This window comes from Lysinibacillus sp. FSL K6-0057, assembly GCF_038630885.1.
Taxonomy (GTDB): domain Bacteria; phylum Bacillota; class Bacilli; order Bacillales_A; family Planococcaceae; genus Lysinibacillus; species Lysinibacillus fusiformis_F.
In genome coordinates this window covers 279,438-303,135 of record NZ_CP152047.1, presented here as the reverse complement: position 1 = coordinate 303,135, position 23,698 = coordinate 279,438, and the positions used below count along the sequence as shown (strand labels likewise).

At 41.2% G+C, this 23,698-nt stretch carries 15 protein-coding genes, 17 tRNA genes, 3 rRNA genes and 2 riboswitches; of the genes, 2 read left to right on the top strand and 33 right to left on the bottom strand.

The features are described 5' to 3' along the window. Positions 1–73 precede the first annotated feature (73 nt). A riboswitch (cyclic di-AMP (ydaO/yuaA leader) is annotated at positions 74–223 on the bottom strand. Between the two features lie 190 nt (positions 224–413). The 4 genes from MHB40_RS01425 to MHB40_RS01410 all read right to left on the bottom strand — a co-directional run bounded on the left by MHB40_RS01425 (position 414) and on the right by MHB40_RS01410 (position 3,677). Next, a complete protein-coding gene (locus MHB40_RS01425; RefSeq protein ID WP_342442251.1) occupies positions 414–938 on the bottom strand; it encodes a PepSY domain-containing protein in 525 nt (174 codons plus the stop codon). Positions 939–1,028: 90 nt separating this feature from the next. Beyond that, positions 1,029–1,700: a PepSY domain-containing protein gene (locus MHB40_RS01420; RefSeq protein WP_342442250.1), complete on the bottom strand. Its 672-nt coding sequence runs from the start codon at positions 1,698–1,700 to the stop codon at positions 1,029–1,031. Further along, complete coding sequence (locus tag MHB40_RS01415) at positions 1,697–2,992, bottom strand: HAMP domain-containing sensor histidine kinase (RefSeq protein ID WP_342442249.1); 1,296 nt, start codon at positions 2,990–2,992, stop codon at positions 1,697–1,699. The genes MHB40_RS01420 and MHB40_RS01415 overlap by 4 nt, the downstream gene beginning before the upstream one ends. Further along, complete coding sequence (locus tag MHB40_RS01410) at positions 2,982–3,677, bottom strand: response regulator transcription factor (protein ID WP_342442248.1); 696 nt, start codon at positions 3,675–3,677, stop codon at positions 2,982–2,984. The genes MHB40_RS01415 and MHB40_RS01410 overlap by 11 nt, the downstream gene beginning before the upstream one ends. A 210-nt stretch (positions 3,678–3,887) precedes the next feature. On the opposite strand from MHB40_RS01410, the gene MHB40_RS01405 reads away from it, so the two are divergent. Further along, positions 3,888–5,153 carry an Nramp family divalent metal transporter gene (locus MHB40_RS01405; RefSeq protein ID WP_342442247.1) on the top strand — a complete coding sequence of 422 codons (1,266 nt, stop codon included), beginning with the start codon at positions 3,888–3,890 and terminating at the stop codon, positions 5,151–5,153. 45 nt (positions 5,154–5,198) lie between these two features. On the opposite strand, the gene MHB40_RS01400 is transcribed toward MHB40_RS01405, so the two are convergent. The 5 genes from MHB40_RS01400 to MHB40_RS01380 form a co-directional block, all read right to left on the bottom strand. Further along, positions 5,199–5,888: an ABC transporter permease gene (locus MHB40_RS01400; protein ID WP_205446506.1), complete on the bottom strand. Its 690-nt coding sequence runs from the start codon at positions 5,886–5,888 to the stop codon at positions 5,199–5,201. After that, a complete protein-coding gene (locus MHB40_RS01395) occupies positions 5,881–6,804 on the bottom strand; it encodes an ABC transporter ATP-binding protein (protein WP_342442246.1) in 924 nt (307 codons plus the stop codon). Before MHB40_RS01395 ends, MHB40_RS01400 begins: the two co-directional genes overlap by 8 nt. Positions 6,805–6,934: 130 nt before the next feature. Beyond that, the gene (locus MHB40_RS01390) at positions 6,935–7,870 is read right to left on the bottom strand and encodes a sensor histidine kinase (protein WP_342442245.1); all 936 of its coding nucleotides are present in this window, start codon (positions 7,868–7,870) and stop codon (positions 6,935–6,937) included. A 4-nt stretch (positions 7,871–7,874) separates the two neighbouring features. Beyond that, positions 7,875–8,567 (bottom strand): response regulator transcription factor, encoded by a 693-nt coding sequence (locus tag MHB40_RS01385; protein WP_342443687.1) that lies wholly within the window; start codon positions 8,565–8,567, stop codon positions 7,875–7,877. A gap of 154 nt (positions 8,568–8,721) precedes the next feature. After that, positions 8,722–10,185, bottom strand: a complete 1,464-nt coding sequence (locus MHB40_RS01380) for an amino acid permease (RefSeq protein ID WP_342442244.1) — start codon at positions 10,183–10,185, stop codon at positions 8,722–8,724. An 82-nt stretch (positions 10,186–10,267) separates the two neighbouring features. Next, positions 10,268–10,444: riboswitch (Lysine riboswitch) on the bottom strand. A 178-nt stretch (positions 10,445–10,622) separates the two neighbouring features. On the opposite strand from MHB40_RS01380, the gene MHB40_RS01375 reads away from it, so the two are divergent. After that, complete coding sequence (locus MHB40_RS01375; RefSeq protein ID WP_342442243.1) at positions 10,623–11,831, top strand: MFS transporter; 1,209 nt, start codon at positions 10,623–10,625, stop codon at positions 11,829–11,831. 69 nt (positions 11,832–11,900) lie between these two features. Here MHB40_RS01375 and MHB40_RS01370 read toward each other — a convergent pair whose 3' ends face one another. The 24 genes from MHB40_RS01370 to nadD all read right to left on the bottom strand — a co-directional run bounded on the left by MHB40_RS01370 (position 11,901) and on the right by nadD (position 23,690). Further along, entirely contained in the window at positions 11,901–12,431 is a 531-nt protein-coding gene (locus MHB40_RS01370) for a hypothetical protein (protein ID WP_342442242.1), read from the bottom strand. Between the two features lie 78 nt (positions 12,432–12,509). After that, positions 12,510–13,556: a nitric oxide synthase oxygenase gene (locus tag MHB40_RS01365; protein WP_342442241.1), complete on the bottom strand. Its 1,047-nt coding sequence runs from the start codon at positions 13,554–13,556 to the stop codon at positions 12,510–12,512. 760 nt (positions 13,557–14,316) lie between these two features. After that, positions 14,317–14,388, bottom strand: a tRNA-Glu gene (locus MHB40_RS01360). 1 nt (position 14,389) lies between these two features. Further along, positions 14,390–14,466, bottom strand: a tRNA-Asn gene (locus MHB40_RS01355). 7 nt (positions 14,467–14,473) lie between these two features. Beyond that, a tRNA-Ile gene (locus MHB40_RS01350) sits at positions 14,474–14,547 on the bottom strand. Between the two features lie 4 nt (positions 14,548–14,551). Next, positions 14,552–14,625: transfer RNA gene (locus MHB40_RS01345), tRNA-Gly, on the bottom strand. A gap of 5 nt (positions 14,626–14,630) precedes the next feature. Then, positions 14,631–14,706 (bottom strand) — tRNA-Phe (locus tag MHB40_RS01340). 6 nt (positions 14,707–14,712) lie between these two features. Beyond that, a tRNA-Ser gene (locus MHB40_RS01335) sits at positions 14,713–14,805 on the bottom strand. 13 nt (positions 14,806–14,818) lie between these two features. Beyond that, positions 14,819–14,894, bottom strand: a tRNA-Ala gene (locus MHB40_RS01330). A gap of 15 nt (positions 14,895–14,909) precedes the next feature. Next, positions 14,910–14,986: transfer RNA gene (locus MHB40_RS01325), tRNA-Pro, on the bottom strand. Positions 14,987–15,001: 15 nt separating this feature from the next. Further along, positions 15,002–15,078: transfer RNA gene (locus MHB40_RS01320), tRNA-Arg, on the bottom strand. A gap of 18 nt (positions 15,079–15,096) precedes the next feature. Next, a tRNA-Lys gene (locus MHB40_RS01315) sits at positions 15,097–15,169 on the bottom strand. Positions 15,170–15,182: 13 nt separating this feature from the next. Then, positions 15,183–15,257, bottom strand: a tRNA-Gln gene (locus MHB40_RS01310). A gap of 9 nt (positions 15,258–15,266) precedes the next feature. Beyond that, positions 15,267–15,342, bottom strand: a tRNA-His gene (locus tag MHB40_RS01305). A 43-nt stretch (positions 15,343–15,385) separates the two neighbouring features. Beyond that, positions 15,386–15,459 (bottom strand) — tRNA-Trp (locus MHB40_RS01300). Positions 15,460–15,463: 4 nt separating this feature from the next. Continuing rightward, a tRNA-Tyr gene (locus tag MHB40_RS01295) sits at positions 15,464–15,547 on the bottom strand. A gap of 7 nt (positions 15,548–15,554) precedes the next feature. Further along, positions 15,555–15,630: transfer RNA gene (locus MHB40_RS01290), tRNA-Thr, on the bottom strand. Between the two features lie 8 nt (positions 15,631–15,638). Next, a tRNA-Asp gene (locus MHB40_RS01285) sits at positions 15,639–15,714 on the bottom strand. A gap of 4 nt (positions 15,715–15,718) precedes the next feature. Then, positions 15,719–15,794, bottom strand: a tRNA-Val gene (locus MHB40_RS01280). Positions 15,795–15,805: 11 nt separating this feature from the next. Then, positions 15,806–15,921 (bottom strand): 5S ribosomal RNA (gene rrf, locus MHB40_RS01275). A gap of 65 nt (positions 15,922–15,986) precedes the next feature. Next, positions 15,987–18,914 (bottom strand): 23S ribosomal RNA (locus tag MHB40_RS01270). Positions 18,915–19,095: 181 nt separating this feature from the next. Continuing rightward, positions 19,096–20,647, bottom strand: a 16S ribosomal RNA gene (locus MHB40_RS01265). The 16S, 23S and 5S rRNA genes sit together here with 17 tRNA genes alongside, the layout of an rRNA operon. Positions 20,648–21,057: 410 nt before the next feature. Beyond that, a complete protein-coding gene (locus MHB40_RS01260; protein ID WP_205446498.1) occupies positions 21,058–22,911 on the bottom strand; it encodes an SLC13 family permease in 1,854 nt (617 codons plus the stop codon). Between the two features lie 164 nt (positions 22,912–23,075). Beyond that, on the bottom strand, positions 23,076–23,690 hold the full coding sequence (gene nadD / locus MHB40_RS01255; protein WP_205446497.1) for a nicotinate-nucleotide adenylyltransferase: 615 nt from the start codon (positions 23,688–23,690) through the stop codon (positions 23,076–23,078). Between the last annotated feature and the right edge of the window lie 8 nt (positions 23,691–23,698).

Genomic DNA, 23,698 nt, shown 5'->3' with positions numbered 1-23,698 from the left:
ATAACATCAAAAAACGCCTACAAGTCATCACTAAATAAGACTTGTAGACGCTCATCCGTCTGCCAAGCTCCACTTTTCTGCTCTTAACGCTTACGAGGTTAGCTGTCGGATTCGGGCCTGAGTAGCCCTACTCCTCCAAATGGAAGAGATTCACCCCAAGAATGGCTATGCCATCCGTCAAAATTGGTTCCCCCGCGTCTAGTTGCTTCAGCGATTTAGAAATTTGAAACTTTTATAATGATGTCATATTACGCCTGCCGATTAAAAAAGTAAAGAAGAAAATTTTTCTTTTTTTTGAGCAAAAGCATAGGTTTAAAATAACCGCTTCTTAAATAAAATTTCTTGAATACCCGCAGTATATACAACAAAAACTGCCTTAAAAGTATGTTCTACCTTTAAGACAGTTCATTAAATTAGTCATCATAGCCTTGTTCAAAGTCGATAATGTTCCCAGAGACTGCATCTACTTCTACTTCGTATTCATATTGACCGTCTTTCAGTTCAATTTCATATACACCATCATCGAGCTTAATTTTTGTCACTGTGCCCTTTGCTTTCGTTTGGGCTGTCTTGATAGCCTGCTCTTTTGTAATTATTTTTGTTGTCGTAGTGGTAGTTGGAATTTGATCATCCCAATCATCATCATCTAGACGTTCTTTTTTCTGTTTGAGTAATTTTCCACTAAAAGCATCAAACTTTAAATCATATTCTTCTGTATCTGTATGCACCTCTACTTCATAAATAGAGCTAAACTGGTTTTGGTCAAATTCGATATTTGCCACTGTACCATCAACTACTGCTAGAGCTTTCTTCTCAATTTCCTGCATTGATAAAACCTTTTTTTCTTGGGCATTTCCTGATAATAAAGTCGTCGAGCCAATCGCTGCTCCCACCCCAAGAGTAATTACTAGTGCTGGAATCATAATCATTTTTTTCATGTTCATCTCTCCTTTGTTTTATCTAAACTTAGCTTACCAAGTGAAGATGATAGAACTATAAGAGGAACATTAGAATTTCATGAGAATGATTTATTGATCGTCATCCCATGTAACAGACAACACCTTCCCTGAAACAGCATGAATTTGAAAAGTAGCCTCGTCCTCCTGTGTTTCGATTTCAACTAAATAGTAACCACCCTCTGAGGTTTCCTCAAAATCAACTGAATCCACTTCACCCTTTAATTGCTTAAGAGCTATTTGAATGGCCTGCTGTTCAGTAATAATAGGCTCTTCGATAGATTGTCCTTGTAGTTCAACCTTTCTCTCTGTCAGTACATCACCAGTATAACCATCAAGCGTTAAATCCTTTTGTATTTTCTCATTTTCAACACGCACAGTATAAATTGAATCTGTTAGCATAACACTTTCTACATCACCATATTCCTTTTTAACCATTTGTCTGATCTGCTTTTCTGTTAACAGTAATTTACTTTGTCCTTCTTTCATTATTAGATCAGTCACCTGCTGTGTCGTAACATCAAGTATGGCTGCATATTTAACATTCTCCCGCGTAAATAGCATTTCAAAGGTATTTCCTTGTTTCTTCACTTGTGTAACATGACCATTATAGATTGTTTCAATATGGCGAACAGCCTCCGCTTCACTAAGAGGTTGAACGTAAAAATAACGATTTTGAATAAACCAAATTACTCCACTACAAAGAAGGATAATAACAACAATTATTAATATCCACTTTTTCATTGCTGTTCCTCCTTTGGTATATATAAAGTAAAGCTTGAGCCTTCCCCTAGCTTACTTTTCACATCTATCGTTATGCCTAATTGTTGTGCCAGCTCATGTGCTATTGCTAGCCCTAGCCCTGAACCGCCTGTCTTACGATTACGATCCTCTGTTACACGATAAAAACGCTCAAACAAATGAGGAATATGCTCTGCAGGAATACCCATACCAAAATCTTGGATGGTAATACGTACTTGATTAGTTGTTTCTGTGGCTAGAATACGTACTTCATCCTCACTATATTTCCTCGCATTATCAAGTAAAATAAAGAGTAGTTGCTTCAATATTTTTTCATCACTATAAATAAATCTTGGAATCGTCGCATCCATTCTAAATGTTCGATGATATGCCTGCTCCATTTGTGAAGCTACTTTATTTAAGAACGGGGCAAGCTCTAGCTGCTCGAAATGAACGTCCAAATGCTCATTATTTTTAGCTAGTTCTAGCAATTGCAGCACCATTTCATGCATACGAGATGATTCATTAGCAATGGCTTGTAAGGATTCCTGAGCAACCTCCCGATTATCAAAACCTCTTCTTAGGAGTAATTTTGCATAGCTTTCAATAACAGTTATAGGTGTTTTCAGCTCATGGGAGGCGTTTGATACAAATTCTTGTTGCTTTTGATAATGCTGCTCAAGCTTCTCCATCATCATATTGAAAGTACGATTAATATTTGTTAACTCGTCTCCACCTTTTTCTGCGATATCTATTTTTTCATATTTCCCAGTAGATGCACTTTTGCGCATGGTCTCATTTAAACGTTCTAGCGGTAATAAAATAAGACGCCCAAGTACTAAGCTCGCTAGGAAAATCGGAACTGTTGCCATAATCGATACAACAATCAATATGACCTTTAACAAATCTAATGTCCGCTCTACTTCTTCCATAGATTGCTGTAATGTTATGTCCACAACCGTTCCGTCTATCCAAATAGCAGGCATTGTGTAGGTAATAGAAGGACCTTCTTGCATTTCAAGAGTAGCCTGAACCTTTGTTTTCAAACGCTCACCTTCATAAATATAGACAGCGCCATCTGTTGGCATATACGCTCTTAATACTTGCTGTAGGTTGGTTTGTGCATTTAACTGACTCAGTGTAGCGCTTAAATCATTTGCCCGTGTCTGGAGCTGATTATATTCCGTATCATAGGCAAATTTCTCATACAACAAATAAATTCCACTATTTGTTGCCACTACTATAACTAGCATTAGCAATGTTGTTAGTAGATGAATTTTTGTTTTAAGTCTCATAACTGTGTTCCTTTAGCACATACCCAACACCTCGAACCGTTTGAATAAGAGGTGTAGCATTGGCAGCTTCAAGCTTTTGACGGACATAACGTATATAAACATCCACAACATTTGTATCCCCATAATAATCATAGCCCCACACAGCCTCTAGTATTTGCTCTCTTGTCAGTACTTGTTTGGGATGTTTCAGTAAATAGAACAGCAAATCATACTCACGAGGTGTCAGCTGAATTTCCTTATCAAAATAGACAACTTCCCTTGTTTGCTCGTTTATCGATAAATGGCCAAATATAAGGGCAACTTGCTTTGGACTGACCTTCTGCGAAAATCGTAAAGCATTGCGAATACGTGCCAGCAGCTCCTCAATTTCAAAAGGCTTTGTCACATAATCATTGGCTCCTAAATCCAAGCCCTTTACCTTATCCTCTACCTCGCTTTTGGCAGTCAACATGATAACAGGCGTCTGGGATTCTGTTGCACGAATCCGCTTTAGCACATCAATACCGCTCATCTCAGGTAGCATGATATCAAGTAAAATTAAATCCCATTGCTGCTCACGGTATTGTAGTAAGCCTTCTGCTCCTGTATGGGCCATTTCTGCCTCATACCCTTCAAATTGAAGCTCCAGTTGTAGCACTCTGGCAATATTTTCTTCATCTTCAATAATTAAAATTCGATGCGTCATGTCGAATCCGTCCTTCGCCTTTTCTTTTCATCGTATACGATACAAGTGGTGAAAGTCTAATTAGAAAATGATGAGAATGACACATACTTATAAAGAAAGATAAAACAAACTACTTCACTTTTTTTATTCCTAGCGTTAGAATACTAATATCTTATTTTCCTATAGGAAACTTTATTTCGTTAATGATACTTTTTGAAACGAGGGAACAATATGGTTTACAAAAAAGTCACAAAACCGTCTGCAGAGGCGGTTTTAGATGGAGATATAAAAGGTTGGCGACGATTTTTACCATTTTTAGGACCTGCTTTCATTGCAGCAGTCGCCTATATCGACCCTGGTAATTTTGCTACAAACATTACAGCAGGTTCTCAATACGGCTATTTGCTACTTTGGGTTATAGCCTTTTCTAATTTAATGGCCGTGTTAATTCAATCCCTGTCTGCCAAGCTTGGCATTGCGACAGGAAAGAATTTACCTGAAGTAGCACGCGAGCATTTTTCTAAAAAAACATCTATCTTTTTATGGATACAGGCTGAATTGGTCATCATTGCCACTGACCTCGCTGAATTTATCGGGGCAGCATTAGGGCTTTATTTACTTTTCAATATTCCTATGCTTCCCGCAGCATTGATTACAGCGGTGGGTTCATTCGCTATTTTAGAGCTGCAAAGAAGAGGATTTAGAGCCTTTGAGGCAGGTATCTCAGGCATGGTTTTAATTGTTGTATTAGCATTTGCCTTCCAAACATTTTTAGCCCAGCCAGCATGGGGCGATGTAGCGATTGGCATGTTCACGCCACACTTTGAAGGTGTAGATTCGCTATTACTAGCAACAGGTATTTTAGGTGCAACCGTTATGCCTCATGCTATTTACTTACATTCTTCGTTAACACAAAGTCGTATTATTGGTCGTAATGAGGATGAAAAGAAACGTATTTTCCGTTTTGAATTTATCGACATTATCATCGCTATGATTATTGCTGGTGCCATCAATATGAGCATGCTCATTATTGCCGCAGCAGTATTCCACACACAAGGCATGGTAGTAGAAGATTTAGATGTAGCCTATAATGGCTTAAAAGAGGCGCTCGGCCCAATGGCAGCTATTTCCTTTGGCTTAGGTTTACTCATTGCAGGGCTAGCTAGCTCCTCCGTAGGAACTTTAGCAGGCGACGTAGTCATGCAAGGATTTATTCAAAGAAAAATACCACTTTATTTACGAAGAGCGATTACTATGGTGCCTCCGCTAGTCATTATTGCATCAGGGGTGAACGCAACCTATGCTCTCGTTCTAAGTCAGGTTGTGTTATCTTTCGGTATTGCATTTGCCCTGGTCCCACTTGTCATGTTTACAAGCAAACGCGACATCATGGGCAGTTTAGTCAATCATCGTATTACAACTATTTTAGGTTGGTTTGTAGTTGTCATCGTTGTGGCATTGAATATCTATTTACTGTGGGAAACAATATTTGCGTAATAAAAAACCAGGTACTCTTAAAAATTGAGTACCTGTTTTTTTCGATTACACATCAACCTTCTCAACATTCCGTATGGCTAAATAGGCAATACCAAGACCCACGATTGCTAAAGTAATTGGAATAATAATAATATCGTTTAAAGTAAAGTTACCTGAATTAGACGAAGTTACAGATACAATTATAATAGATGAAATAATCGTTGTCGGTATGGAGTATTTTCTCATCCCGAAATACAATGGGATTAAAGCTATACCTGAGGCGGCAATCGCATTCATCAATATAGAAGGTATGTGCTGGATAATTAAAGAACTTGATAGTACATCAGGAATTAATTCATATCGATCGCTAATGACACAAAAAATTGTTGTAATAAGAGCATTGGAGATAATGATCATGGTGAATGTAAATAGCATGACAATGGCAAGCTTTGCGACCATTAATTTCTTTCTACTTATAGGATACATAAAGGCTAATGTGATGGTTTTAAATTTATATTCTCCGATGATTAACTTAGCTATTAACGTAGAAGCAAAAATAATAAAAACTGCTCTTACAAAGGAATCAATGACACTTAAAGCAACCTCATAATTTTCAAGCCCTGGATCTCCCTCTACTTTAGAAATAAATAAAATCATAAACAAAAACCCAAGAATAACAAAATTAGCAATAATGGCTCCTTTAACATAGGACCCTAAATGAAATTTTTTCATTTCCAAACGCATTAAATTAAGCATGAACAACGCCTCCATTGATTAGCTTTAAGAAATAATCCTCTAATGAACTTGTTTTTTTACTAATCTCCTCAATCTCAACGCCATGTTCAATTAATGCTCTAGATAGGGTTTGCTGGGATACTGTTGAGTCATAAATACGTATAGAGTTATCATCCATCAGCTTGAAATTAGTAATCTTCAATTCACTTTCAATAATAAACGCTGCCTTTTTCCCATCACTTACGATCACTTCCGTATAATTGACCTGATCACGATTGATTGTATCCATTGCTACCTCAGTGATGAGCCTACCATTCTTAATAACACCTATCGTATCGACCAATTGTTCTATTTCAGCCAGAATATGACTAGAAATAATAATGGTTATGCCATACTCCTTACAAAGCATCTTGAAAAGCTCTCTTAACTCCTTTATCCCTACTGGGTCCAATCCATTAATGGGTTCATCTAATATAAGTAACTCTGGCTTTGTAATAATAGCTCGTGCAATGCCTAATCTCTGTTTCATCCCCAGAGAAAAATCTTTAACCTGCTTATTTTCTGTATTCGATAACTTTACTAAATTAAGAACATGCGCAATTTCTTTCTTATCATAATAACCCATGTATTCACAATGTAGTTCCAGAGTCTCACTAGCCGTTAATTTTTCATAGAAAATAGGATATTCAATAATTGATCCCATTCTTTTTAGTATTTCATAGGATCGGTCTGTCAATTTCTCCCCTAAAATCTCTACATCCCCACTTGTAGGTTTCGTTAGATTAGTTAGCATCTTCATAACAGTGGTTTTACCCGCACCATTAGGACCTAAAAATCCATAAATCTCTCCCTTCTTAACGTTCATATTGACAGCAGAAACAACTTCTTTTCCATCGTAGACTTTCGTAAGCTGGTTTGTTTTTACAATGTATGTCATGTAATTCTCTCCCTCAATTGTGACTACGTTCATTATAAAAAATGAAACTCTCTATTTTATTACTGCATTCTTACAAATTTCTTAAGTAAAAAAGCCTGCAAAGCATTAAAGCTCTACAAGCATAATGGATTCAATACATCATTCGTTTTAACGAAATGGTAAAAATGGTTTTTTCATAGGGAATACTCGATAACCGAATGGAGCCATTCATTATTTCTACTAGTCGCTTTGTAATCGTTAGTCCCAAACCACTACCTTGGAAGGATTTATTTCGAGAATCCTCTAGTGTATACATCCTTTCAAAAACGCTATCGATATGATATTCATCAATGCCCTTGCCACAATCCCACACATCAATATCAATATTGGCTTCATCATTTCTTACGGTAATTCCAATGACATGGCCATCTGCTCCATATGCAATAGCATTAGACAGTAGATTGTTTAGGGCTCTATCTAATGCTTCTTCATTACCGAGTGCATACATAGGGCGCTCTGGGATATCAATCTTAATATCTAATCCCATTGAGGTAACCAGATCATAAAAAGATAATATATTTTTACGACAGATTTCACTGACATTGATTTTAGTGATTGGATAATCTGTATCTCCAGCCTCTAATTTCGCCAGATCAAAAAATGTATGAATAATTTTTAATACTTCTAAAGTTTTAGCATGAACACCCGTAAGTAATCGTTGGCGTTCCTCCTCACTAATCGAGCTCTGAAGTTGAAGCATCTCAATATAGCCTAATACAACCGTTAAAGGCGTTTTAAGATCATGCGAAATGTTTGCCAACATCTTTTTCATGGAATTTTCCATTTTCTGATGTGTTGCTTGGATTTTTTGATGCTGATCTAGTACGGTATTCATTGTAATAAGTAACTGTTGAATTTCTGAATTTGTAGTTGCTACTAAAATCTGTTCATAAGTCTGTTCATTCACAATTACTTGTAATTTTCTATGCATGTATTGGATAGTGCGATCTTGTTCCTTTTTGACTTTCCATTGAAAAATAATAATCCCCATTAGCAATACCACTATTAGTAATAGAAATATCATCATATTCTTAACCCTCAAACTTATAGCCGATTCCCCATAGGGTTTTAATATATAGAGGATTTGACGGGTCATCTTCTATTTTTTCGCGTAGTCTTCTTATATGTACATTTATAATATTTTCATCGCCGTAGTAAGCATCTTTCCATATCATCTGATAAATTTGCTCTTTGGTAAAAACCCGATGACGATTTGTCACAAACAACTTTAAAATAGAAAATTCCTTTGATGTCAGCTTTACCTCTTGCCCGTTCTTTGCTATTGCGTAATTAACAATATCTATCTTTAAATTATCAATTTCTAGGACATCTTGCTTTTGGTTATCCTGACTAGAGTATTTTGTAGCTCTTCTGATAACAGCCTTTACACGTGCCGAAAATTCTAGCATAGAAAAGGGTTTAGCAATATAATCATCTGCTCCTAATCCTAAGCCCAATGCTTTATCAACATCGCTGTCTTTTGCAGACATAATAATGATAGGAAGTGCTGCCTGCTCTCGAATAATCTTTAATACTTCTAATCCATTTAGTTTAGGAATCATAATATCTAGGATGATTAAATCAAAGGTATTTTCTAAACAACTTCGTAATGCTTCTTCGCCATTGGTCGTTGTTGTGACAGAGAAACCTTCCATTGTTAAGTAATTATCGACCATTTCACGAATGGCTTCATCATCTTCTACGAGTAAAATATGCTTTTGCACTATCATACACCTCTCCCTGCCAACTCTAAATTTCCATATCTATATTACATTACCATATTTATGATGTTTATTTTGAGAGATTTTGTTCATGAGTGTCGAAAAAGAGCTGTCCTATAAACCCATCACTCTTTGGTTTACAGAACAGCTCTATTATTTACTCTTCAACTTTTAAATCACAATCTTTAAGTGGCAGCATTTTGGTTTTGTGCTTTATTTTATAGCCAAACCATAGTGCTAAAAATAGTGGAATCCCGATATACGAAACAAGGATGCCATACCAATCAATTTTATCACCTGTAAAGGCTGTGTAATTTTGTCCAATGACTACGATCATACAAACGGTAAAAGCAAATAATGGTCCAAATGGATATAATTTGGCTTTATAAGGTAATAACTTTGGATCTAAGCCCTGTGCATCAAACGCTCGACGGAAACGATAATGACTAAATGCAATACCCAGCCATGCAATAAAGCCTGACATTCCAGAGGCATTTAATAGCCAGATATAAACCACTCCATCACCAAAGAATGACGCTAAAAATGCTAAACAACCTACAGCTAATGTTGCCATCAGTGCATAAATCGGAATACCTCGACGACTTAGCTTTGCGAAAAATTTAGGTGCATGTCCTTCCACCGCTAATTGCCATAGCATACGAGAAGATGCATACAGGCCTGAATTTCCTGCTGACAGCATAGCCGTTAAAATAATGGCATTCATTAATGAAGCAGCAAAGGCAATACCTAGGCGGTCAAACACTAGTGTAAACGGTGATACTGCGATATCTTCTGATAATAAACGTTCATCTGTGAATGGAATCAGCATCCCAATTGCACCAATCGCTAAAATATAAAACAAAAGAATACGCCAAAATACAGATTTAACAGCCTTCGGAATATTTTTACCAGGATCATCTGTTTCACCAGCTGTAATTCCAAGTAATTCTGTCCCTTGGAATGAAAATCCAGCAGCTAGGAAAATACCAAATGTAGCAAGGAAGCCACCATGGAATGGCCCATCACTAATAAAGAAATTAGTGAAACCTACAGGAGCCTGCCCACCTAAAATACCAAAAATCATTAGTAAGCTAATGATAATAAAAACGATGACCGTTACGACTTTAATCATGGCAAACCAATATTCACTTTCACCATAACTTTTTACGGATAGTAAATTAAACGTCAGTACAACAGCAATAAATAATACTGTCCACAGTGCTGATGAGCTATCTGGGAACCAATATTTCATAATTAATGACACGGCAGCGATTTCTGCAGCAATTGTGATTGCCCAGTTATACCAATAGTTCCAGCCTAATGCAAATCCTAAAGCAGGATCTACAAATTTGGTTGCGTAGGTACTAAATGAACCTGATGATGGCATATACGCAGCCATTTCCCCTAAGCTCGTCATTAAAAAATATACCATAATACCGATTAAGGCATAGGCCAGCAATGCGCCCCCAGGTCCTGCCTGTGCAATAGCACCACCACTGGCTAAAAATAGCCCCGTACCGATTGTACCGCCTAAAGAAATCATTGTAATATGGCGGCTTTTTAATTCTTTTTTCAGCTTCGGTGCTTTATGACCAAGCTGATTTACTTTTATTTCACTCACGATATAGCTTCCTTCCTATTTATGAGGCAAAAAAATGCCATCACATATACACTGTGATGGCTACGTTAATCCTCAGTTTTTCCTAAATGATAGCTCAACACGTTGTGCAAACGTGACAGTTCTGTTCCTTTCGGAGACAGCCCCAGCATGAGGTTTTCAAGTCCCCTCACACTTCGGCAATATTTCCTTTCAGCTAATTTCATCAATGCTTGTCATTTCAATTAGCATACTTATAAATATCGCGACCTCTACCTCAATACAAACATGAGGCATATAATTATTAAATTTATGATGTTTATTATACTAACATAAGACCATAGACATTTCAATATAACGGAAAATGTTCTGTATTTTATGAATCTTCTACTATTTTTAATAGTGTGATAAAGTGTTATAGTAGTTCAATTAGAATGGTTATGATTAGGGGGGATTTTATTTTGACTACAAATGATCATTCCGCTAGTTATCCTAGTAAAAAAATTAGCTGGAAAGGAACAACCTTACTTTTAGTTTTCGGAGTTATCTTTATAGCCTCTACATTACGAATGCCACTAACTGTTGTTGGCCCAATTATATCCTTTATCCGTGAAGATCTTGGGATATCTAATGTATTGGCAGGCTTTCTAACAACGATTCCATTGCTTGCTTTTGCTATTATATCTCCATTTGCACCAGTTGTAGCACGCAAACTAGGGCTTGAGCTAACATTATTTTTATCAACTTTTCTATTGGCCTTTGGGATTGTCCTACGTTCACTCGGTACAACAGAGTTACTTCTATTAGGTACTGTGCTAATTGGCGTAGCCATTTCTTTTGGAAATGTACTTATTCCAGGATTATTAAAATTAAAATTTCCATACCATGTCGGTTTATTGATGGCCTTTTTCACCATGTCCATGAATTTAACTGCTGGTCTTGGTGCTGGTATTAGCTATCCTATAGCCAATTCATCGTTAGGCTGGCAAGGTGCGCTGTCCATTGCACTCGTACTCGTTCTCATTACAATCTTAATTTGGATACCTCAATTAAAATCAAATAAACCCGAACCAGTTACTACATCTAAAAAGACAGGTACACCTTTATGGAAATCACCTGTTACTTGGGCTGTCACAGGCGCAATGGGGTTACAGTCTTTATTATTCTACACGACTGCAGCTTGGATTCCCGAGATCTATATTGCCCAAGGGCTAGCTCCTGACAAGGCCGGTTGGATGTTTTCCATCATGCAATTCTCACAAGTACCAATGGCTTTAGCTGTGCCTATAATTGCAGGTAAAATGACTTCACAACGCCCCCTTGTATTGATGTTTACATCTTTCTATTTAGTAGGGTTTGTTGGTGTTGTCATGGAATGGACTAGTCTTGGTGTACTGTGGATGGTCCTTCTAGGGTTAGCAGGAGGTTCTTCATTCGCCCTAGCAATGATGTTCTTCACTCTCCGCACTCGTACTGCATTTGAGGCAGCTGATTTATCAGGCTTTGCACAATCTTTGGGTTATTTATTTGCCGCAATTGGTCCTATTCTTTTTGGCTACTTGCATGATTTCTTTGGTGGCTGGAATATTGCGGGATGGCTCTTTGTCGTTGTGGCAATATTACTCTTCTTTTGCTCAATGAGAGCCTCCAAGGATGAATATGTGCATTAATAAATAAAGCAGATGGTTCAGGTTCCCCATCTGCTTTATTTCTATATGGTGTATACGTTTACGCATTGTTTAATGGTCAGATTGCTGTAGTAATGTTAGCAATTCTGCAAGACATTCTTTTGCTTCATTACTATGAACTGTCATAGCAGAAAAAATAGGAATAGCCTCTTGTAGGAGTAAATAACTAAAATAATAATAGCCTACAAAAGCTTGCTGCCCATAGCCCTTTGGCGTTTCTTCCTCCCACTCCTGCTCATCATTGTCCTCATTTTCTGACCATAAATAGTTAGTATCTAATAGCTCCTGCATGGTTTCAACAGTATTGACTGAGTCTAGATAATCCTTTGTAATAGCATGTGCCACAGCCAAATATAACTGTAATTCTTGTAAGGAGATATCCTCCGTATTTTTACTAGCTAGCTTTTTTAAAAGAAGAAGCAAAACCCAGGGTGTCACCTGCCATAGTGTACCTTGATGTTCAATTAACGCAGCTAGCTGTGGATATTGCTCCTGTTCAATCAGCTGAGGGATGGTTGTTCCTCTACCATAAGGTGTCGTCAATTGTCTCCATGGGATATTCGGGATTTGCTGGTCTAACATAGTAAACGCCCTCTCCTCAACATGTAATTTGGAAATTAATTTTCAAAATTATTAGGAAGGTAAACATCTCCTTTACTGCTAATAGCACGGCTTTTGATAAAAATAATTTGGTGTATGATATATATTTACATAGGGTTTATGGAATATATGAGTCGTTGCAGGCGAAAGTGGCGGGATTAACCATGTCCAGTTGCCTGTAACTTCTCTTTCTGCTGATTTTTCTGCTTCCTCAAACAATTTAAATTGCTGAGCCGCTGTATGATGATCAACAATGCTCACACCATCTTCTTTAAATGAGTGAAGAACAGCAATATTAAGTTCCACTAATGCACGATCACGCCAAAGAGACGCTTGTTTGGTTGTATCAAGATTAAAAATTTCTGCAATAGCAGGTAGCATGTTATAGCGCTCATGATCTGCTAAATTGCGTGCACCGATTTCTGTTCCCATATACCAGCCATTAAATGGAGCAGCTTGAAAATCAATACCTGCCATTTGAAAACGCATACTCGAAATTATGGGTACGGCATACCATTTCATCCCTAACTTCTCCACATCCACTAACTCTGGATGGCGGATTGAGACCTCTACTATATATTCTTCAGGGATTACATACATTTTGGGAGCGCGATCATCCACCTGTATAATGAGTGGTAGCACATCAAAAGCCGTTCCTTTACCTTTCCATCCCAGAGATTTACATACTTTTGTAAACTCAATGGATTGCGAATCTCCAATAACGCCTGCTTCTGTTTCATAGCCTGCATAACGGATAAGTTGATGATTCCAAATCCTTACTCTATCTGAAGCAAACACTGTTATAGTTGGACGGATCTTCCCACAATTTGTTGCATAATCAATATGTTCTAGTAATTTTTGAAAAATATCCTGTTCATCTAAAACATCACGTGCATCTACCACATGCAGTGACTGCCAAAATAGACGTCCGATACATTTATTGCTATTACGCCATGCCACTCGTGCACCAAAAACTAGCTCCTCAGTTGTTGGGTAATATTCACCTGCATTTTCAACTTCCTGTAATCTATTCTTTAACCAAAGTTCTGATTTATTTTGTTCTGTCTGGTATAAACTTAAAAATTGCTGTATCTCCTGTATATTCATATCGATTCCTCCACTTATCCTCATATTAGAGGAACAAAACAACAAGCACCATGAAAATAGTACTTGAAAAAACATACATATTTTATATATGAAATAGTTTGTTCAAATTTAATCTGTAGATTCTCTTTCGTAAAGAGAATCTACATAGTGTTGAAAAACAAAACTAACAATAGAATTTTTGTGAAAGGTGAAAACGGATTTCCGTTGCAGGCTACTTGCTTTCCTGTGGGCGAGCGCCGAGCCGCTTCCTCTGCTACCGCTCCGTGCAGGGGCTCGCCTGTCTCGCTATCCCACGGGAGTCAAGTAGCCCTCCACTCCAACCTACAAAATGTTAACTTTTTTAGCAAAGGTTTTCAAATAAAGTGAAGGTCTTCACTACCCTTTATGAAGGGGTGTTGTCACTACACAATGAAAATAAGAGCCTATCTAATTATACAAATCATGGGCTATTTTGATCGCTACGGTTAGTATGTAAGATAAGGAAAAGACACTTTTGCACATGGTTGATTGGAGTGGAGCCAGCGTCACTCCTAAGGGATTTAGCGTCACAAAGGAGACCCTGGAGCGAACGCTAGTGAGTGAAGCGGCTCATCGGACGCCCCCTGGAAAGGACGCTGGCGGAACGGAAATCAACCCCTCACCTTGCTAAAAGGTCTTTTTCTACTAATGACATGATCTTTTTTCAACAACATGAAAAAGGAGAATGTACTTAAAGAAAATAGAAAAAAGCATGTAACACACATCTGTGCTACATGCTTGATGACCCGTACGGGATTCGAACCCGTGTTACCGCCGTGAAAGGGCGGTGTCTTAACCACTTGACCAACGGGCCGTGGCTCCGAAGGCAGGACTCGAACCTGCGACAACCTGATTAACAGTCAGGTGCTACTACCAACTGAGCTACTTCGGAATAATGATGGGCCTAAATGGACTCGAACCATCGACCTCACGCTTATCAGGCGTGCGCTCTAACCAGCTGAGCTATAGGCCCATTTTGGAGCGGGTGATGAGAATCGAACTCACGACATCAGCTTGGAAGGCTGAGGTTTTACCATTAAACTACACCCGCAATAATGGTGGGTCAGGACGGAATCGAACCGCCGACACTTAGAGCTTCAATCTAATGCTCTACCAACTGAGCTACTGACCCGGAAAATGGAGGAGGTAGAGGGATTCGAACCCCCGCGCGGTGTTACCCGCCTGTCGGTTTTCAAGACCGATCCCTTCAGCCAGACTTGGGTATACCTCCAAAAATATTAAAATGGTGGAGCCTAGCGGGATCGAACCGCTGACCTCCTGCGTGCAAGGCAGGCGCTCTCCCAGCTGAGCTAAGGCCCCATTTATCATGAAAGATGGTCGGAATGACAGGATTCGAACCTACGACCCCTTGGTCCCAAACCAAGTGCTCTACCAAGCTGAGCTACATTCCGTAAACGTGAATTTATTGGCGCGCCCGACAGGAGTCGAACCCATAACCTTCTGATCCGTAGTCAGACGCTCTATCCAATTGAGCTACGGGCGCATATTAATTAAAAAATGATGAGCCATGAAGGACTCGAACCTTCGACCCTCTGATTAAAAGTCAGATGCTCTACCAACTGAGCTAATGGCTCGTAAAATAAAAAATGGCTGGGGTACTAGGATTCGAACCTAGGCATGACGGAATCAAAATCCGTTGCCTTACCGCTTGGCTATACCCCAATTTTGAAATGGGGCGACTGATGGGAATCGAACCCACGAATGTCGGAACCACAATCCGATGCGTTAACCACTTCGCCACAATCGCCACTATAAAATAATAGCTATATATGAACGAGTACCTCAATACCTGGCAGGGGCAGTAGGAATCGAACCCACACCAAAGGTTTTGGAGACCTCTATTCTACCGTTGAACTATGCCCCTAAAATGGTGGAGGGGGACGGATTCGAACCGCCGAACCCTAAGGAGCGGATTTACAGTCCGCCGCGTTTAGCCACTTCGCTACCCCTCCAAGGGAATGGTGCCGGCGATAGGAGTCGAACCCACGACCTACTGATTACAAGTCAGTTGCTCTACCAACTGAGCTACACCGGCAATAATAATGGCGGTCCCGACCGGGATCGAACCGGCGATCTCCTGCGTGACAGGCAGGCATGTTAACCGCTACACCACGGGACCATAATGGTGGAGGATGACGGGCTCGAACCGCCGACCCTCTGCTTGTAAGGCAGATGCTCTCCCAGCTGAGCTAATCCTCCACAAAAAATAAGCGAAGCGATGTCCTACTCTCACAGGGGGAAACCCCCAACTACCATCGGCGCTAAAGAGCTTAACTTCCGTGTTCGGTATGGGAACGGGTGTGACCTCTTTGCCATCATCACTTCACTTATTCAGTTGAAAGACTTATTCTTTCAAAACTGGATAAACGTGCATTGAATGTGTCAAACGTTTTGGTTAAGTCCTCGATCGATTAGTATTCGTCAGCTCCATGTGTCACCACACTTCCACCTCGAACCTATCTACCTCATCGTCTTTGAGGGATCTTACTTACTTGCGTAATGGGAAATCTCATCTTGAGGGGGGCTTCATGCTTAGATGCTTTCAGCACTTATCCCGTCCACACATAGCTACCCAGCGATGCCTTTGGCAAGACAACTGGTACACCAGCGGTGTGTCCATCCCGGTCCTCTCGTACTAAGGACAGCTCCTCTCAAATTTCCTACGCCCACGACGGATAGGGACCGAACTGTCTCACGACGTTCTGAACCCAGCTCGCGTACCGCTTTAATGGGCGAACAGCCCAACCCTTGGGACCGACTACAGCCCCAGGATGCGATGAGCCGACATCGAGGTGCCAAACCTCCCCGTCGATGTGGACTCTTGGGGGAGATAAGCCTGTTATCCCCGGGGTAGCTTTTATCCGTTGAGCGATGGCCCTTCCATGCGGAACCACCGGATCACTAAGCCCGTCTTTCGACCCTGCTCGACTTGTAGGTCTCGCAGTCAAGCTCCCTTGTGCCTTTACACTCTACGAATGATTTCCAACCATTCTGAGGGAACCTTTGGGCGCCTCCGTTACCTTTTAGGAGGCGACCGCCCCAGTCAAACTGTCCGCCTGACACTGTCTCCTGCCCCGCTAAGGGGCATGGGTTAGAATTTCAATACAACCAGGGTAGTATCCCACCGACGCCTCCTTCGAAGCTGGCGCTCCGAGATCTCTGGCTCCTACCTATCCTGTACAAGTTGTACCAAAATTCAATATCAGGCTACAGTAAAGCTCCACGGGGTCTTTCCGTCCTGTCGCGGGTAACCTGCATCTTCACAGGTACTATAATTTCACCGAGTCTCTCGTTGAGACAGTGCCCAGATCGTTACGCCTTTCGTGCGGGTCGGAACTTACCCGACAAGGAATTTCGCTACCTTAGGACCGTTATAGTTACGGCCGCCGTTTACTGGGGCTTCAATTCGCAGCTTCGCTTGCGCTAACCACTCCTCTTAACCTTCCAGCACCGGGCAGGCGTCAGCCCCTATACGTCACCTTACGGTTTTGCAGAGACCTGTGTTTTTGCTAAACAGTCGCCTGGGCCTATTCACTGCGGCTCTCATGCGCTTGCACGCTCAAGAGCACCCCTTCTCCCGAAGTTACGGGGTCATTTTGCCGAGTTCCTTAACGAGAGTTCTCTCGCACACCTTAGGATTCTCTCCTCGACTACCTGTGTCGGTTTGCGGTACGGGCACCTCTCACCTCGATAGAGGCTTTTCTTGGCAGTGTGAAATCAGGAACTTCGTCCATACGGACTCGCCATCACAGCTCAACGTTACAGTGTGCGGATTTGCCTACACACACGCCTTACTGCTTGGACGCGCATATCCAACAGCGCGCTTACCCTATCCTACTGCGTCCCCCCATTTCTCAAACGGTGAGGAGGTGGTACAGGAATATCAACCTGTTGTCCATCGCCTACGCCTATCGGCCTCGGCTTAGGTCCCGACTAACCCTGAGCGGACGAGCCTTCCTCAGGAAACCTTAGTCATACGGTGGACGGGATTCTCACCCGTCTTTCGCTACTCATACCGGCATTCTCACTTCTAAGCGCTCCACCAGTCCTTCCGGTCTGACTTCAACGCACTTAGAACGCTCTCCTACCACTGACATCGTAGATGTCAATCCACAGCTTCGGTGAATCGTTTAGCCCCGATACATTTTCGGCGCAGCGTCACTCGACCAGTGAGCTATTACGCACTCTTTAAATGATGGCTGCTTCTAAGCCAACATCCTGGTTGTCTGTGCAACGCCACATCCTTTTCCACTTAACGATTACTTTGGGACCTTAGCTGGTGGTCTGGGCTGTTTCCCTTTTGACTACGGATCTTATCACTCGCAGTCTGACTCCCGTGTATAAATATCTGGCATTCGGAGTTTGTCTGAATTCGGTAAACCGGGATGGCCCCCTAGTCCAAACAGTGCTCTACCTCCAGTATTCTCATCACGAGGCTAGCCCTAAAGCTATTTCGGAGAGAACCAGCTATCTCCAAGTTCGATTGGAATTTCTCCGCTACCCACACCTCATCCCCGCACTTTTCAACGTGCGTGGGTTCGGGCCTCCAGTAAGTGTTACCTCACCTTCACCCTGGACATGGGTAGATCACCTGGTTTCGGGTCTACGACCACGTACTATTTCGCCCTATTCAGACTCGCTTTCGCTGCGGCTCCGCCTTCTAAAGCTTAACCTCGCACGTAATCGTAACTCGCCGGTTCATTCTACAAAAGGCACGCTATCACCCATTAACGGGCTCTAACTACTTGTAGGCACACGGTTTCAGGATCTCTTTCACTCCCCTTCCGGGGTGCTTTTCACCTTTCCCTCACGGTACTGGTTCACTATCGGTCACTAGGTAGTATTTAGCCTTGGGAGATGGTCCTCCCGGATTCCGACGGAATTTCACGTGTTCCGCCGTACTCAGGATCCACTCAGGAGGGAACGAACTTTCGACTACAGGGCTTTTACCTGCTCTGGCGGACCTTTCCAAGTCGCTTCATCTAACTCGCTCTTTTGTAACTCCGTATTGAGTGTCCTACAACCCCAAGAGGCAAGCCTCTTGGTTTGGGCTCTTCCCGTTTCGCTCGCCGCTACTCAGGGAATCGATTTTTCTTTCTCTTCCTCCAGGTACTTAGATGTTTCAGTTCCCTGGGTCTGCCTTCAAGACGCTATGTATTCACGTCAAGATACTACGCGATTAAACGTAGTGGGTTCCCCCATTCGGAAATCTCCGGATCAAAGCTCACTTACAGCTCCCCGAAGCATATCGGTGTTAGTGCCGTCCTTCTTCGGCTCCTAGTGCCAAGGCATTCGCCGTGCGCCCTTAATAACTTAACCAAGTTATTAAGCCTATAAAAAACTTAAAAAATAAATGTGTTTGTTACAATTTCAATGTCGTTTTATCCAGTTTTCAAAGAACAAGTTTTGAAGTGTTTCATTCAGAAAGAATGAACCTTCAAAACTGAACGCAAAACGTAATCTTACAAACCCAAGGTTTGTATTCCGAAATAATCCTTAGAAAGGAGGTGATCCAGCCGCACCTTCCGATACGGCTACCTTGTTACGACTTCACCCCAATCATCTATCCCACCTTCGGCGGCTGGCTCCAAAAGGTTACCTCACCGACTTCGGGTGTTACAAACTCTCGTGGTGTGACGGGCGGTGTGTACAAGGCCCGGGAACGTATTCACCGCGGCATGCTGATCCGCGATTACTAGCGATTCCGGCTTCATGTAGGCGAGTTGCAGCCTACAATCCGAACTGAGAACGACTTTATCGGATTAGCTCCCTCTCGCGAGTTGGCAACCGTTTGTATCGTCCATTGTAGCACGTGTGTAGCCCAGGTCATAAGGGGCATGATGATTTGACGTCATCCCCACCTTCCTCCGGTTTGTCACCGGCAGTCACCTTAGAGTGCCCAACTAAATGATGGCAACTAAGATCAAGGGTTGCGCTCGTTGCGGGACTTAACCCAACATCTCACGACACGAGCTGACGACAACCATGCACCACCTGTCACCGTTGCCCCCGAAGGGGAAACTATATCTCTACAGTGGTCAACGGGATGTCAAGACCTGGTAAGGTTCTTCGCGTTGCTTCGAATTAAACCACATGCTCCACCGCTTGTGCGGGCCCCCGTCAATTCCTTTGAGTTTCAGTCTTGCGACCGTACTCCCCAGGCGGAGTGCTTAATGCGTTAGCTGCAGCACTAAGGGGCGGAAACCCCCTAACACTTAGCACTCATCGTTTACGGCGTGGACTACCAGGGTATCTAATCCTGTTTGCTCCCCACGCTTTCGCGCCTCAGTGTCAGTTACAGACCAGATAGTCGCCTTCGCCACTGGTGTTCCTCCAAATCTCTACGCATTTCACCGCTACACTTGGAATTCCACTATCCTCTTCTGCACTCAAGTCTCCCAGTTTCCAATGACCCTCCACGGTTGAGCCGTGGGCTTTCACATCAGACTTAAGAAACCACCTGCGCGCGCTTTACGCCCAATAATTCCGGACAACGCTTGCCACCTACGTATTACCGCGGCTGCTGGCACGTAGTTAGCCGTGGCTTTCTAATAAGGTACCGTCAAGGTACAGCCAGTTACTACTGTACTTGTTCTTCCCTTACAACAGAGTTTTACGAACCGAAATCCTTCTTCACTCACGCGGCGTTGCTCCATCAGGCTTTCGCCCATTGTGGAAGATTCCCTACTGCTGCCTCCCGTAGGAGTCTGGGCCGTGTCTCAGTCCCAGTGTGGCCGATCACCCTCTCAGGTCGGCTACGCATCGTCGCCTTGGTGAGCCGTTACCTCACCAACTAGCTAATGCGCCGCGGGCCCATCCTATAGCGACAGCCGAAACCGTCTTTCAGTGTTTCACCATGAGGTGAAACAAATTATTCGGTATTAGCCCCGGTTTCCCGGAGTTATCCCAAACTATAGGGTAGGTTGCCCACGTGTTACTCACCCGTCCGCCGCTAACGTCGAAGGAGCAAGCTCCTTCTCTGTTCGCTCGACTTGCATGTATTAGGCACGCCGCCAGCGTTCGTCCTGAGCCAGGATCAAACTCTCCATAAAAGAAATTTGATTAGCTCAAATTGTTTTGCTGGCATCAATTTTGATGTCCAAAATTTTTGTTTCGTTCACTCGCCGAAGCTAGCTACTTAAAACTTTATTGATTACGTTTTGCTTGTTCAGTTTTCAAGGTTCATGTTTTGCTTTGTTTTAGCGTGTCACCCTGGCGACTTGTATAATACTACACCCTTATTTTAAAAAGGTCAACACTTTTCAAGAAAAAAATTTAACTTTTTTATTATCAAAGAAAAACTTCCTATATTAACAACTGCAAAAAGGATGATTAAAAAAATCTACTCCATAAGCTAGTTCAATGTTATACCGCTAACTAAAAAATAATTTTATCATAATTTCCTACAAAAAAATAATAGATCTTTTTATAAAACAAAAAACTCGGTAGAGAAACCGAGTTTTTAAAATGGGAAAAAGAATGGGATGGCGATCATCATGACAATAAACATAACAATTTGTAATGGTACCCCTATTCTTACAAAATCCATAAATTTGTAGCCCCCTGCCGTCATTACCAATGCATTAGTAGGGGAAGCAATTGGCGTAGCAAACGCCATACTTGCTGCGACTGCTACTGCAATCATAAATGTTGTGGGACTAACCTCCATTGCAATGGCAGCACTCATGGCAATCGGTGCAAACAATACAGCAGTTGCCGTATTACTAATAAATTGACCGAAAATGGCTGTCAAAATATAAACGCCTATAAGCACGCCATATGGTCCGAAATCACCTAAGGCATTAATAATACCATCGGATAAAATGGTCATGCCTCCTGTTTTTTCTAACGCTGTCGCCATTGGCAACATGGCAGCCACTAGCACAATACTTTCAAAATTCATATTACTATAGGCATCTTCCATGTTTCTCAAGCAGCCTGTTAAAATCATAAGTACGGCACCAATCATTACAGAAATTACAGCAGGGAAAATTTCAAATGCCATCAAAATAATCATGAACAACATAATAATCCCTGCAATTCCAGCTTTGCCTGTAGCTGCTGCTACACTTGCATGTTCTTTCGGCTGCCCGACAACCACGACATCCTGAGTTTCTCTTGCTAATAAAAGAATTTCATCCCATGCTCCCTGAACTAATATTGCATCTCCAAATTTTAATTTGTGAGACACCATATCCTGAAGCTTATATCCACCCTTGCGATTAATGCCAATGATATTTAAATTATATTTTTCTCGGAATCCGAGAGAGCTAACCGTTTCATTGATAAAGCTCGAATTGGGTGTGAGCAATACCTCCGCAATGCCAAGATGCTTCGATACCAGTTCATCGGCTTCCCCTTCTACTAATCCTTGCATCTCAAGATGATAATCCTCAACAAAACGACGAATATCCTCTACCTCTCCTTGAACGTATAGCTCGTCCTTAGCATGAATGACACTAGTTGGGCCTGCCATTTCTTGATAAGTCATCGGTAGTAAATTAATACCCTCCTGTGATTTACGATGAATTTTCATCATACAGAGCATATACTTAGCTGGCAGTTTTAATTCTGCTAAAGAGGTTTCAATAATAGGTGACTCATCAGGAACAGAGATTTTAAATAGACGATTATTTAAGTCATATTGCTTAATAATTTTCTTTGGTGAAAGTTTATACCCTTCATTAGTTTGTGTACGGTTTTGATCCTTTGGTAATAGAACATTCCTTACAAGCACTAAATAGGTAATGCCTGCAATCATCCCCACAATACCGATAGGGGTCACTTCAAAAAAACCAAGCTTGTTATAGCCTCGATCAACCAATAACTGACTGACAATTAAATTAGTTGGTGATGCAATCAGTGTCATTAGACCTGAAAGACTTGCTACATAGGAGAGTGGTAGTAGAAATTTTGAAGGACTAACTTTCATACTAATCGCTATACTTACAACGATCGGCATCATTAATGCTACAGTACCTGTATTACTCATAAAAGCACCAACAGATCCTACAATAATAAGTAGTAGCACAAATAGCTTCAGCTCACTATTGCCCGACCATTTAAGCAAAAGTTGCCCTGCCATTCCTGCCAGGCCAGTACGTAAAATTCCTGCACCTACGACAAATAGCCCTGCAATCATTAAAACTACAGAGTTTGAAAAGCCAGCTAATGCCTCTGTTGGCGTTAGAATATCCATAATGACAAAAGCTAAAAGTGACACAATGGCTACAAGATCTGCTCGTATTTTATTGGTCACAAATGTGAAAATTGTTGCTCCTAAAATAAGAAATGTTAATGTAAGCTGCACACTCATGAATTCCTTTCTAACATTAATCATTAATAATTATTAACGACGAAAAAATTATATTCCATTGCTATGTTTATTATAGCTTACCCTGAGCCACATATGATAAAATTCACCATCTTTTCAAAATTAAAAAAGTGTGGCACGTAACCACACTTTTAAACTTTCTTTCATTATTTTAGATAAAGGTGATGCTCTTTAATATAGTTGTAACAAGCAGTAGGCAAGAGGTATCTCGGTTCTCCCCCCATAGCAAATTCTTCACGAATATAGGTAGAGCTAATTTCCATCGCTAGCCCTTTATCTATAAGATGGAATCTTCCATCATCATTATTTCTTAAAATAGGGGAACGACTAATGGTAGATAGCATATCGATGCCATGTCTTGCCATTACAATAAATTTATTTTCCGCTACTAATGCGTCGCCCTTTCTCCATAACCCTGCACCAATATCCACTAGTAAATCAGCACCCATTATAAAATGTACCTCATCCTCTGGGTTCTTTTCTCTAAAGTATTTCATGGTGTCATATGTGTAGATATTCCAGCCTTCTTGATCCATCTCATAGGAATCTGCTATAAAACGATCGTCTTTAGCAATGGCTAACTGAAGCATATTCCAACGATGTGTATCGGCTGTTTTGATGGTTTTATCTTTGCGTTTATTTGAACAAGGCAAAAAAATAACTTTATCTAACTTACAACGGTGCGCGACAGTGCTTGCTGTCCAAAGATGAACATTGGTAATAGGATCAAATGATGAACCATAAATGCCTATTCTCGCCATCGTCTCTA